Raw genomic sequence first — 12242 nt, 5'->3', positions numbered from 1 at the left:
GCGTCAGTGGACGTCTCACAGATGACGACTTGTCACGAGCGACGGCCACCGTGGCCCCGACGATTGGGGGACATCTGGCCATGCCCGCTTCCACGGCCTGCGTGCGCGCGGACCGTGACGGTACGATCCGCCGGGAGGAACAGCCGATGAGCGCGCAGCCCGACCACGCCCCCGTCACGCCGTACGCTCCCGCCGCGGGAGCTCCGGCCGAACTGCTCGCCCAGCTGCGTGCCAGCGAGCGCGCGGACCGGTGGGTGCCGGCCTTCGAGCAGGAGTGGGCGGCCGCGCTGGAGGAGTCGCGCCGGACGTTCTCCCTCGCCGGGCTGTACGAGGTCGTCCAGGTCTGGCAGGCCCCGCGTCGCCTCCGCTCCGGCGGTCGACGCGTTCCTCGCCTCCGGTCGCGACGACAGCACGTTCGTGGACCTGGAGGAGATCCGGAGCAGGCGCCGGTGACCGGTCAGCCGTACGGCTGTCGCCGGCGGCCGCGAAGGTGCTCGCCACACTGCCCGAGCACGCAGAAGTGATCGTGCGGGACGTCCTGGACGCCGAGGCCGCGGACCCATGGGGATTCCGCCAGTGGGACGCCAGCGACCCAGAGGGCGAGGACGTGCGCATCGCCCCCGTCGGCCACCTCGGAGCTGGGAGCCGAGGCCCTTGCGTGGCTTACCTGGAACCCCATCCTCAGACTGAGCTGCTGACCACGAACCGCCCTGCGCTGGCCGGCATCGAGCGAGGCGAGGGGAACGGGGATGTCCACTCCGGCGCGAAGGCGGGGGAGGCGCACCAGGCCGTTTCGTTCGGATCACTTTGCTGACCGGAGGACGATGGCGGCGAGGTGATCCGAAGGAAGCAACCTACGAGTCATTCCAAATCCCGGTGGCTTCTCCGCTGCGGGCGAGGCACAATCCCCGTGGATTCGGGGCGAGGGGGAGCGTGTTTGGACGTGTTCGCGTGTGCCGGGTGCGGCACGGAGCTTACGGCGCCGGTGTCCCGGGTCGCCCTCCCCGTCCACGTCCACCACGGAGGATGGGAGGAACTCCACCCTCCGCTGATGGAGCCCGCGACGTACGCCGTTGACCCCCAGCCCACCGGACCGCCCTGGCGGCTGTGGAAGGAGGTCGGAGCGGACGCGGCTGCTCGGCAGGGCGTGTTCGCGCCGGTGTACTCCGTCTCCTTCGGCGCACGGAACAGGATCGTCATCGCCCCCGGCGACTCCCGGTCAATGACCCTGATCCCCGACAAGTGCGAAGGCTACTGCCAGGGTGTTGATGGCCGGGCCGGTCCCAACCTGGCGTGCGAGGGATGCGGACGGGCCGTGGCAACCCGCATGGACGACTGCGGAATGTGGCAGACGGTGTGGCTTGAGCCCGACGCGGTCGCACGCCGCTCCTCGGGACTCTCGGCCGGTCGGCCTCCCGACTGGGACGATCTGGAACGCGCTGAGCATCGCGTCCCACCTGTCGAACCCGACGGTTCGTGGAGCCGCCGCTGGGAGGCGGCGGTCGGGGTCGCACTGGCCCATCTCGTGGCGGTCACCGAGGACCGCCCGGTGAGTCTCCCCGTCGGTCCCGTCGCCGAGTTGCTCGGCCACGCCGTCGGCCGGTACCTCCCCGCCGGTCCCGGGGCCCGGTCCGTGGGGCTGGCCGGCCCGGGGATCCACTTGCCCCGGCCCCGTCCCGACGTCCTCCTCGTCCCCCGCCACCCCGTCACGGGGGCGTCCTGGCGCCCGCCAGGCGATGAGGGAGCTGTGGTGCCGCTGGACAGCGGGGTCTGGGCGTACCTCGCCCACCCGGGCGAGACCTCGCCGCTGCCCGCGACTGGGGTCCTCCCGGAGGGCGTCCTGCGCGACGACTACCCCCTGCCGCCGCGCCCTTGGTGCCCGCTGACGCCCCACCACCGTGCCTTCGAGGACACCTTGGTCCGGCTACCCGCCGTATGCGCCCCCAGGCTGCGCAGGTATCGCGAGGCGTACCGCCAGGCTGTTTCGCCTGCATCAGCGGGCTGACCAGAGGAAGATGCCCGCGACGTGGAGGCCGGCCAGGTAGATGGTGGCGGTCTTTTCGTAGCGGGTGGGCTTCCCTCGCCATTGCTTGAGGCGGTTGATGCACCGTTCGACGGTGTTGCGCTGCTTGTACGCCTCACGGTCGAAAGCGAGAGGGCGTCCGCCCCGGCCGCAAGATCCGCTATATCTGGTCTGCTCGGCACCGTCTGGGTCCCGCACCGCCGCGCGCAGGCTGCGCCCTTCGCGCTGATCTCCCGGCCGGGGCGCGTCAACTGGGGTGGGCATGGTGGCGGTTCGTTGAGCGGCCGGAGGAAGCTCAGCCGGCCACTGCCTCCTGCTGCGGCTCGGCCGCAGCGGGCTCCGAGGCGGCCGTGGCGGTGTAGAAGACCGACGAGCCCTGCTTGGTGCGGTGAGCATGGCTCTTGGCGACCAGCCCTTCGAGGGTGGTGCGCACGACCGTGGTCTTCACGCTCCGGTCGGGGTGGGCCTGCGTGAGCGCGACGGCGATCTCGGCAGCGGAACGCGGCTCGCTCTCCTGCTCCAGGTGGCCGCGGATCAGCTCGACGAGGGTCGGCTTGGTGGCTGCCGTGGGCGCCTTCGCGGATGGGGCCTTGGCGGCGGGCTTCTTGGGCGCCGTCTTCTGCGCGCTGGTGGCGGTCGGCTTCTTGGGCTTGCTCTGCTTGGGCTCCGCGGAGGTCTGGTGAGGCACGGACGGTGCGGCCGCCGGGGTTGCCTCGGCGGCGGGACTTGCACTGCCGAGTGCCTGCTGCATGTTCACCAGCACGGTGTGGTCGTGCTGCAGGGCACGCAACTGCTCCTGCAGGGCTTCGATCTCCAGGCCGATACGTTCCTGTTCCTTGGTGTTGCGCTCAAGATCGCCCGTCACCTGGGCTGCGTACTGCGAGGTCAGTTCTGTGGAGTGGGTCTGGCTTTCGGGCTTGGCATGGGCCTTTCTGCAGTCCGCGGGCACGGCGGTGAAAGCAGTGGGGGAGGAGAAGCGAGGCAGCGCGGCGGCGAGATGGGCTAGGGGCCCTGGCTTCGGGCAGGGGACCGGCGCCGGGGATCCCGGGCTACGTCGTCACCTTCGACGCGCATCGCGCCCCGGGCCCTGACCCGGCCCGATTTGATCGTGCGTCAGTGCGTCCCCATGCGGCACTCTGATGTCCTACTGTGTGCGCATCAAGGTGTGAGTTCATCTACCCACGGGAGGACGGGAGTTGGGGGCTGCAGAAAGCGCAAGACGCATGGAGCTGTCGGCGGCCGTGCAGGCGGTGCGCGACGAACTGCTGCGTGCCGCGGCGCAGGGAGCCGGACACGACGTTGCGTTCCAAGTGGGTCCCATACAGATGGAGTTCACCGTCGAACTACGTGCGGACGCCCGGGTGCGCGGCGGGATCAAGGCGTTCGTCGTCTCGGGGGAGACCGATGCGGGGGCGGGCCGCACCCACACCCATCGCGTCGCCCTGACCCTGGAGCCCCGCAAGGCCACCGGGGATCCACTGCTCATCTCTGCGGAGGGTGAGGCCGACGCCTCCGGTCTCACCGCAGCCGGGCCGCTGTGACCGGTGCTCCGAGAACGGGGCGCGCGACCGGGCCGGAACTCGAGAGCGTCGCCGCTCTGACCGGAGGCGGCCGGACAGGCAGCGGCTATCTGCTCTCGCCCCGGTTGGTGCTGAGCGCCGCTCACGTGGTCGACGGCGCGGACAACATGAGCGTGTCGACGGTACGCGGTGGCACGGAGGTCTGCCGGGTCGTGTGGCGCAGGCACGACCCCGTGTGCGACGCCGCTCTGCTGCTGGCCCCCCGTGATCTCGTACCGCCGGACGTTGTGCACCGCCTGGGCCCGGTGCACTGGGCCAGGCTCGCGGATGCGTCGCCGATCGGGGACTGCCAGGCGATGGGTTTTCCACGGATCGCACGGGCCTCGGGGGGCAGGCTGGACATCGAGCACATCGAGTGCGCGCTGCGTCCCGGTGCCGGTCTGGTCCGTGGCAGGTACGTCCTCGATGTCAAGGACGTCTCGCCCGAGCCGGCCGGGCAGGGTTCGCCGTGGGGCGGTATGTCGGGCGCGGCGCTTTTCGCTCGCGGACGGATGCTGGGCGTGATCGTGAGCATGCCCGAGAACTTCAGCAGTCGTCGGCTGGAAGCGGTGCGGAGCGCGACGTTGCTCGACGACGCTTCCTTTACGGCGGCTGTCGCCGAGCACAGCGGAGCACCTCCCCTTGTCACTGAGCTGTCGGTCGCCGCGGCGGAGCGGAAGCCCCTCGTCCTCGCAGGTGTCCTGCACATGATGCGGCGGGACCTGGCGGCGACGATCCGCTCCCACTGGGCGGAGGCGGCGGGGCAGTTCTTCGCCGGGGAGGGGCGGACGGAGGAACGGTCCGAAGGGCTGCGGCACCTGCTGGCCTGGCTGCGGCAGTTCGACGATCCGGTGAGCGACGACATCGAGGGTCTCCGGGTCCTGATCGACCGTCGGCTTCTGAACTCCGGTGTGACGGCCGACCTGAAGCTGCTGCACCTGCTGGCCTGGCTCGATCCCGAGGGCGATCCCGTATGGCGTGGTTCGGCGGTGACCCTGGAGTCGCTTACGGATGCGTGCCTGGTCGGCCGTATGGACGACAGCGGCCCCACACGGGAGCTGTACGACGACCTGTGCCTGGGCGGGGTGCTGGACGCACTCGCCGGGTTCACCGCGCTGCGCCGTCTTGAGGGCCTGCAGCAGGCATGGGACCAGGCGTGGGCGTCCTCGCTGAACCTGGTCCGGCAGGCGCCCGGGGTGCCGGACGACGCCCAGGAGTGGGCCGAGCACGAGGCGCGCGGCATGCTGTTGGCGGCGCTCCTGCCCCACCCTGGCGCCGGGGAGCGGCTGCGGTTGGCCCGCGAACGCGTGATGCCGCCCTCCGACGGAGTTCTGGCGTGGTACGACTGGCTGCGCTCGCACAGCGGGGGCGCGGGCTCCCCCGTCGAGTGGCTCGTGCGCACCGACCTCGCCGCCTTCGCGATGCGCTACGCGGAACTGGCCGCCCAACAGGTCGCCAAGGAGCGGATGGACCGGCGGACGACCGAGGCGCTGCAGAAAGCGCACCTCGGCCGCGTGCGCCAGTGGCAGGCGTACGAGGCCGAGCGGCGCGCGCCCGCGGCCCGGCTGGGCGCGGTTCTCCGGGCGGTAGTCTGGGTCGGGCTGTGGGGAGCGGTCGTGACCGCCGCGGTGTGGCTCGTCTGGGGCTGGGCTGAGCCCGGCATTGCACGCAGCGTGTCCTGGCAGTGCGTGTGGCTGACGGTGGCCGGCATCGCCGGCCGGGTCCCGGCGGCGCTGCGGCTGGGCGTCGCCTACCAGCCACCCCTGCCTGGCTTCCGCCGCCGGGCGCGGGCACGGGTCGTCCGGTCCGGTCTGCTCAGAACCGTCGCCAGGGGAATCTGGACAAGTCTGCTCCGTGCGGGCGTCACCGTCGGTGCCATCGCCTTTCAGGGAGCGCTGGTGCACGACAGCACCGTTGTGGCACTGCTCTTCTTCGGTCTCGCACTGTGCGGTGTGTTCTTGGCCGGCCTCGGCGGTGCCCGGTCAGGCGCGGTGTTCCGGGACTGGGACGAGGAGTACCAGGAGCGCCTTCGGGACCACCGGTCCCGGCAGGGGGGTATGCCGGAGGACGTTCTGCGGAAGGTGAAGTCGGCATCTCCGAGGGACCGGGCCGAGGCTTACCGAGCGGCCATGGAGCAGTTCACAAGTCTCGATCTCGGAAGAACCGACGGCAGGCGGTCGGACCGTCACGGATGACCCGCATGGCCAGGCCCGCGTCGTGTTCTTCGCGTGCCGGGGACGGGCAAGAAATATCGCAATCGAACGGGTGGAGGTTGCTCGATGGTCAGATACGAGGGTGTGGGCGCCTGGGTCGAGATCGGCCCGGCGTCGCTCACCGTCTGCCGGACGGACCTGAGGCCGGACCCCCTCCCGCCGCGCGTACTGCCCTTCCAGGCGCTGTCCGGTGTCGAGTTGAAGGACGCGACCCGGCTTCGGCGCGGTCGCCTCCACCTGTGGTTCGGCGGGCGCGTCCTGGTCCCGGTGGGATCCGACGAGGACCCCAACACGATCGGTTTCACCTACGGGCAGCGGGAGGTGTTCCGCGGCCTCCACGAGTACCTTGGGAACGTCGTGAGGACAAACGAGGCCCAGAACATCGACGTGGCCGCCGCCTACGAGGCCGCGAACGACCCTCTGGTGGCCTGGCTGGCCCAGCGCGAACGCGCCCGGGAAAGAGCCGAGGAAGACCGGGCCGCACACGAACTCGCCGCGGAACAGGAGCGCATCGCCCGGTTCGCCCGCAAGGTCGGCCCGGCGGCCGCCGCCCGCGAGGACATCATGGCCGCCGGGCTCGCCTCGGCCACGGGTGACCGGTGCTCGTACGTCCTCAAGCGGTTGCCCGGCTACCTCCTAGGCGAGGAGCAGGTGTTCGTCGTGGCGGAGTGCCGCCTCAGCGACCTCGGCACGGGCACGGTCGTCCTCACGAACCAGCGGCTCATGTTCGTCAAGGACAAGTTCTCCGGAGACGAGCTGTCCGTGCTCCAGCTCGGGGAGATCAGGGCGGTGGCGGCCAACCAGAAAATCACCCAGGGCGTCCTGCAGGTGGAGACCCTGCGGGGTCTCGTCGTCGAGTTCGAAGGCCTCAAGGGGGAGGACCTGGCACGGCTCGACGAGGCGCTGCGCCTGGCCATCGGCTCTCTCGGGCGGGCGGCCCCGGGCCCGGCCCCGATTAGCGACCCGGCCGTGTCCCAGGACGTCCTCGACCAGATAGCCAGGCTCGGCGAGCTGCACGCGGCCGGTGTCCTCACCACCGCCGAGTTCGAGCAGAAGAAACGACAGTTGCTCGACCGGCTGTGAGCTTGACTCTGTCGGTGATCTTGTAATTCGGTGTCAGCTGCTGGCGGTCCGCCAGGACTCGTGCCGGGGGATAGGCAGGGGCTAGGCCGTGTTTTGAAAGTGGCTCGATCCCCTTGCCTCGCTTCGTAATGATCTAGGTACGGGGCGAGGGGATCTTTCCGATGAGCAGTGGTCGGTGCTGGAGCCGTTGTTGCCGGCTGTGATATTGGGGCGGCCGCCGTCGGGCCGGCGGAGGCTGATCGACGGGATCCGGTGGCGGGTGCGGACCGGTGTTCCGTGGCGGGATCTGCCGTCGGAGTACGGTCCGTGGCAGACGGTCTACGGTCTCTTTCGCCGCTGGCAGCACGGCACCTGGTTCGTCCTGCTGACCGGGCTGCAAGCCCGGGCGGATGCGGCCGGACTGATCACGTGGGAGGTCAACGTCGACTCCACGATATGCCGGGCCCATCAACACGCTGCAGGCGCCCGCCGTGACGGTCAGGCCCAGAAGGAACCGCCGGGCGGCGCCTCCCCTGAGCCCGACGATCACGGCCTGGGGCGGTCCCGCGGCGGCTTCACCACCAAGATTCACCTGGCCTGCGAGCAAGGCCAGCGTCCGCTGTCTCTACTGGTCACAGCAGGTCAGCGCGGCGACAGTCCCCAGTTCGCCGCCGTCCTGGACAGCATCCGAGTGCCCCGTATCGGGGCGGGCCGTCCCCGTGTCCGCCCTCTGCGAGTGCGGGGCGACAAGGCGTATTCGTCCCGAGCCAACCGGGCCTACCTGAGAAAGCGCGGGATCCGGTGCACGATTCCTGAACCCGCCGACCAGGCGGGCCATCGCAAGCGCCGCGGGAAGGCCGGCGGACGGCCTCCAGCCTTTGACCGTGAGGACTACAAGGCCCGGCACGCGGTTGAGTGCGGAATCAACCGCTTGAAGCGGAACCGGGCGGTGGCCTGCCGCTTCGACAAACTTGCGGTCCGTTTCGAGGCCACCGTCCTCGTTGCTGCAATCAACGAATGGCTGTGACCAGCCGATGGTCGCTGCCCGGTACAGCCGGATCTGGTGCTCACCTCTGTGATGCCCCGTAAGCCTCGCGGATGGCCGCAGGGATACGCCCACGATCATTTACGAGATAGCCGTTGGTGCGTGCCCAGAGGCGTATCGGCTCGTCTTCCGGACGGGGATCGAGCTTACGGGGTCTAGCAGACTTGCCGGGGCCTCTCCAGTCTCCCGAGGAGACCCCTTCCAGCCGGTCCGCTGCCTCTTGGAAGAAAGCGAACAACGAGGCGTATACGCCCTCCTCGGGACCGTATGCTTCAGCCCACGTTCCGATGGTTCCGTTGAGCGTGTCCAGAAACGTCCCGTAGAGACCGTCACGCTCCGCAGCGATGGGCACCCACTCACGACGCCAGAACGGATGGTCGAGGTCTGCGGACGGCTGCATCTCCTCCAAGCCCATCTGGCTGAGGTAGACCCGCTGAATATCCGTCAGGCCAAGAAGGAGATGGCCGCCGGGGATGGCTGCTACCTCGCACCCCAGCGCCACCAGACACGATTGGCCGTCGCGTTGCCTGCCGGCATCGATGTCGTTCGCCAGCAGCCACTGCCACATCTCCCCTGGCAGCTTCAGACCCATGTGCAGTTCGGCTTCGCTAATGGCCGCATGGCTCCCCGGGCCGCCGAGCGCAGCGAGAGCTTCAGGGTCGTTCCGTTCAAGCCACGCGGTTACCCGGCCCCACGCCGCTCGTACGTCTCCTGCCTCGTGCATCGGAGTTTCGCTCACGTGTGATCTCCACCCAGGCAGGATGCGCACATACGTGGAGGACCCCCACCCATATCGCTGGCTCGCAGGGAGCGTTGCCCGGTCTCCCGGACTGTGAAGTTGTCCTCTTGGCGAGGCGACGACCGCTGATGATCCATTGGATAACCGTATGCGGGACCACTGACAGTGACTGACGCGGAACGCGTTTCTCCAGACCATCTACGGCGCACACCTGGCCCCCTGAGCACGCCACCAACTTCCAAAACACTCCCTAGGCGCCGGCAGTTCCTGGACCAGCCGGTTGGCCGTACGGCCGGCCCCCTGTTTCCCCCGTCCTCCGGTCGTGAGGTGATGGGGGCTCAGCGAAGTTAGTGGGGGTCGGGCTGGCACAGCGCTCCCCTTGGCCATTCGGAGACACGGTCGTCTCGGCCGGCCCCACGGCTGGGTCAGCCCGGCTTGACCGCCAGCGTCGCAAAATAGTTCGACATGTATTGAGCGGATGCGTTGGATTGGTGCGGCGCTTCCGCGAAGCCGGTGAGGACGAACCCCGCGGCGAGTTGCCCGCCGATCTGGTCGGTGAGGGTGTGGCTGTATTCAAGAGGGGCATCCGCGCCGTACTTCGTGGCGCGTTCCTCGGCGGAGTACTGCGTGACATCGCTGTAGGGCAGCTTGTGCACGACGATCAGCTCGCCGCGCTCGTCGAGCGCCTCGTGGTCGAACAAGTACACATCAGGGTTGAGGAAGCCCACGAGCAGAGTTCCGCCCGGTCGCAGGACGCGGAAGCACTCACGCCACACCGGTGCCAAGTCTGGTACGAATAGGTTAGAGACCGGATGGAATACGACGTCGAATGTTGCGTCGCCGAAGGCGCTGAGGTCGCGCATGTCGCCTAGGACGGTGCGCAGCTCGAGTCCGTCGCGCGCCGCCACCATCTGGTCCTGGCCGAGCTGGCGGGGTGAGTTGTCGAATACGGTGACCCGCGCCCCTGCGGCGGCGAGGATCGGACCCTGCTGGCCACCGCCGGAGGCCAGGCACAACACGTCCTTGCCGGTCAGGTCCGTCGGCAGCCAGGAGCGGTCGACTGGCTCACGCCCGATGAGAACAATCGACCAGTCGCCCATGCGGGCGCGCTCGACATCCTCAGCACTCACCGGCCTCGACCACTCGTTGCCCTCTTGGACATATTTGTCCCAGGCTGCCCGATTGTGGGCAACGGGGTCGACAACAATGTCCTGCACGTTTAACTCCCTGCTACAGCCAAGCGGACACCTGCGGTACTGACAGTTCGGTGCCGCTAGCCAACACGATTGCAGGGTGCGGGCTCAATGAAATTAGCGGGCATCGAGGTGTCCACGGGCTCGACGGGTGGTCGCGCAGCGGGTGCGTAAGCGCTGGTTGCCGGGGTTGCGGAAGCCGTAGGCGTCGCGGGCGATGGTCTTGATGACCCGGTTGGTGCCTTCGGAGCCGACGTTGGTGATCCCAGTGTGCAGGAACGCAAGGATCTCTGGCCACCATGTCTCGACGCTTGTGGCTAGGCGCTGCAGTTCGGGAAGGTCGGCGTCGGCGCATCGGCGGTAGAACCGGTACAGCAGATCGCGGACCCGTTCCCGGTCCGGGCGGGTCCGGGCGGTGGCAAGCAGGTCCAGGAGGTCTTCCTTGGCGTTCCACGCAACGGTGATCGGCGCGCCGATCACCCTGGGCAGGTTGGACAGCTCGTCGAGGAGAGCGTCGACGTGCTCGCCGCGCATCCGGGCGGCGGAGCGGGTGAGTCGGTTGCGCAGTTCCCACTCGCGGTTGCCCTTGCGGCCGCGCCGGCCGCGGTGGGTCACGGTGACCCGGCGGCGGACCTCGGTGAGGGTCTGGTTCGCCGGCGGCACCAGGTGGAAGTGGTCCACGACCAGGGTGGCCTGCGGCAGGACCCGGCGGATCGCCGACTTGAAGATCGTGCACATGTCGATCGCGACGTACTGGACTGCGTCGCGCCAGGCTTGGTCGCGGTCGGCCAGCCAGTCGATGACCGCCTGGGCGGTGCGGCCTTCGACCTGCCCGAGCAGGCCCTGCTGCCGGACAGGTCGACGAAGCCGACGTGCCAACGGTCCACGGCGGTCTGCCAGATCCCGGTGGCCTCGTCGAGGATCCATCTCGGCCGGCCTCGGCGGATCTCGTCGATACCGAGCGCCTGCACCGGCTCGGGCTGGGCCGGCAGCACCGCCCGGGCATGGCTGGTGAACGCCGCCGCAACGACCCGCCAGGAGAGCGCATAGTCGCGGGCCGCCTGGACGACCGTGCGGCCCTGATCGGCCACCGCCGCCCCGGCCGCAGTCCGTAATCGTGTGGTGAGCCGCTTACGTGGCGGCACTGGCGGGACCGACTCGGTGAACGAGCGACGCCGGCACGCCAGCTCGTCGCAGCGCCAGCGGCGCTTGGCCCACACCAGCCGCGGTCGGCGGCCACCGACCGACAGGTCACGCGGCCGGGTCACCCGCCGGCCCTTCGACCGCCGCGCCCGGGTGCCGCAGTCTGGGCAGTGGCGTGCCTGCTCATCAGCAGTGACCAGGTGCACCACCGGCCCGTCGGTGTCGTCGGCGACCCCGACCACGGCCAGGCCGTCAAGGCCCAACAACCGCGGCGTATCGTTTGCCACGTCGGTAGCTCTTCTGTTGTGATCATCTTGCTTCGACAACAACATGATCTACGAGAGCCGCGGGCATCTATCAGTCAGGGTCCACAGTGGAACCCCGTCCGGCGCTCAAACCCCCACCAATTTCGAAGAGCCGTGATGGGCCGTCAGCAACTGGGATTGTCCATGATCCGGATCTTGTCGACGGTTCCGATGGAACGCAGATCGTTGCGCGAGGCACCCGGTCCCAGGCACAGCCGTTTGCCGTTGGTGAAGTGGAGCAGAGCCCCGTCGTCGTTGCGCGTGTTCCAGGCTCCGGTGGCGTTCTTGCTCGAAGTCAGGGTCTGCCAGCCGGAGGTGAGGTCGACGAAGGAGCCGGTGCGTTCGTAGTCCTTGAAGAAGCACACCGCCGGGTAGGTGCACGCCCATTCGTCGGCGTGGGCCGCGGGCGTGGCCAGCGCAGCCAGACCGACGGTCGTGAGCGCGGCGGTGGTGACCAGGCTCAGTGATTGCTTGAGGTTCATCGGGTTTCCGCCTTCCCTTGTCTGACGTTCAGGGCACAGTTGGAGTGACGGCTGCCATCAGCAGCGGGCGTGGTAGTAGTAGGCGTCGTTCAGGCGGGCCCACGTTTTCGGGCCGATGATTCCGTCCTTGGTCAGCCCGCACTTCGCCTGGAACTTCTTGGTTGCGCTCTTCGTCGCGCTGCCGAAGGCTCCGTCGATCTTGAGGCCGGTACCTATGACGCCGTTGAGTTCGCACTGCGCCTGTTTGACGATGGGTCCCGAACTTCCGTACGAGATCGTCGGTCGGTCACCGTAGAAGTAGTCGCACCCGACATCGGAACGGGTGTGTGTCGCGACGAAGGTTGTCCTTGGAGGGGCAGCGGATGCGTCGGCGCCAGTGGACACAAGAGCACCGGCCAGGGCCAGTCCTACGGCGACCGAGGTGGCTTTCGAGCGATTGCTGATGAGATTGCCGATCACGTTCATGGATTCCTTGGGG

At 68.9% G+C, this 12242-nt stretch carries 13 protein-coding genes and 1 pseudogene; 6 read left to right on the top strand and 8 right to left on the bottom strand.

Going from position 1 to position 12242, the window contains the following annotated elements:
• Positions 1 to 146: 146 nt before the first annotated feature.
• Positions 147 to 524, top strand: coding sequence for a DUF6247 family protein (locus tag ACFZDJ_RS19810; RefSeq protein ID WP_391060459.1), 378 nt, complete (start codon positions 147 to 149; stop codon positions 522 to 524).
• Positions 525 to 937: 413 nt separating this feature from the next.
• Positions 938 to 2005 (top strand): hypothetical protein, encoded by a 1068-nt coding sequence (locus tag ACFZDJ_RS19805; protein WP_391060457.1) that lies wholly within the window; start codon positions 938 to 940, stop codon positions 2003 to 2005.
• Here ACFZDJ_RS19805 and ACFZDJ_RS19800 read toward each other — a convergent pair.
• Together ACFZDJ_RS19800 and ACFZDJ_RS19795 are read right to left on the bottom strand one after the other, a co-directional pair.
• The gene (locus tag ACFZDJ_RS19800; protein ID WP_391060456.1) at positions 1994 to 2287 is read right to left on the bottom strand and encodes a hypothetical protein; all 294 of its coding nucleotides are present in this window, start codon (positions 2285 to 2287) and stop codon (positions 1994 to 1996) included. The genes ACFZDJ_RS19805 and ACFZDJ_RS19800 overlap by 12 nt on opposite strands.
• A gap of 31 nt (positions 2288 to 2318) precedes the next feature.
• Positions 2319 to 2888 (bottom strand): hypothetical protein, encoded by a 570-nt coding sequence (locus ACFZDJ_RS19795; protein WP_391060454.1) that lies wholly within the window; start codon positions 2886 to 2888, stop codon positions 2319 to 2321.
• A 358-nt stretch (positions 2889 to 3246) separates the two neighbouring features.
• On the opposite strand from ACFZDJ_RS19795, the gene ACFZDJ_RS19790 reads away from it, so the two are divergent.
• The 4 genes from ACFZDJ_RS19790 to ACFZDJ_RS19775 all read left to right on the top strand — a co-directional run bounded on the left by ACFZDJ_RS19790 (position 3247) and on the right by ACFZDJ_RS19775 (position 7884).
• Positions 3247 to 3564, top strand: coding sequence for a trypco2 family protein (locus ACFZDJ_RS19790; RefSeq protein WP_384918725.1), 318 nt, complete (start codon positions 3247 to 3249; stop codon positions 3562 to 3564).
• Complete coding sequence (locus ACFZDJ_RS19785; protein WP_391060451.1) at positions 3561 to 5777, top strand: trypsin-like peptidase domain-containing protein; 2217 nt, start codon at positions 3561 to 3563, stop codon at positions 5775 to 5777. The genes ACFZDJ_RS19790 and ACFZDJ_RS19785 overlap by 4 nt, the downstream gene beginning before the upstream one ends.
• Before the next feature lie 84 nt (positions 5778 to 5861).
• Complete coding sequence (locus tag ACFZDJ_RS19780) at positions 5862 to 6878, top strand: SHOCT domain-containing protein (protein WP_391060449.1); 1017 nt, start codon at positions 5862 to 5864, stop codon at positions 6876 to 6878.
• A gap of 175 nt (positions 6879 to 7053) precedes the next feature.
• Positions 7054 to 7884 (top strand): IS5 family transposase, encoded by an 831-nt coding sequence (locus tag ACFZDJ_RS19775; RefSeq protein ID WP_391060447.1) that lies wholly within the window; start codon positions 7054 to 7056, stop codon positions 7882 to 7884.
• Between the two features lie 40 nt (positions 7885 to 7924).
• On the opposite strand, the gene ACFZDJ_RS19770 is transcribed toward ACFZDJ_RS19775, so the two are convergent.
• The 6 genes and pseudogenes from ACFZDJ_RS19770 to ACFZDJ_RS19745 form a co-directional block, all read right to left on the bottom strand.
• Complete coding sequence (locus ACFZDJ_RS19770) at positions 7925 to 8641, bottom strand: histone-like nucleoid-structuring protein Lsr2 (RefSeq protein ID WP_390940535.1); 717 nt, start codon at positions 8639 to 8641, stop codon at positions 7925 to 7927.
• 425 nt (positions 8642 to 9066) lie between these two features.
• Positions 9067 to 9858, bottom strand: a complete 792-nt coding sequence (locus ACFZDJ_RS19765; RefSeq protein ID WP_391060444.1) for a methyltransferase domain-containing protein — start codon at positions 9856 to 9858, stop codon at positions 9067 to 9069.
• A gap of 93 nt (positions 9859 to 9951) precedes the next feature.
• Positions 9952 to 10713, bottom strand: a complete 762-nt coding sequence (locus ACFZDJ_RS19760; RefSeq protein WP_391060442.1) for a transposase — start codon at positions 10711 to 10713, stop codon at positions 9952 to 9954.
• Between the two features lie 185 nt (positions 10714 to 10898).
• Positions 10899 to 11309: pseudogene (locus ACFZDJ_RS19755) on the bottom strand (transposase family protein); the annotation flags it as partial.
• Positions 11310 to 11407: 98 nt separating this feature from the next.
• Positions 11408 to 11764, bottom strand: a complete 357-nt coding sequence (locus ACFZDJ_RS19750) for a hypothetical protein (protein WP_390940529.1) — start codon at positions 11762 to 11764, stop codon at positions 11408 to 11410.
• A 57-nt stretch (positions 11765 to 11821) separates the two neighbouring features.
• Entirely contained in the window at positions 11822 to 12229 is a 408-nt protein-coding gene (locus ACFZDJ_RS19745; RefSeq protein ID WP_390940527.1) for a peptidoglycan-binding protein, read from the bottom strand.
• Positions 12230 to 12242 lie beyond the last annotated feature (13 nt).

Origin of the sequence: Streptomyces sp. NPDC007896, from assembly GCF_042959425.1 — a bacterium.
GTDB lineage: Bacteria > Actinomycetota > Actinomycetes > Streptomycetales > Streptomycetaceae > Streptomyces.
The sequence above is the reverse complement of the archived record's forward strand: the minus strand, read 5'-3'. Positions and strand labels throughout refer to the sequence as shown.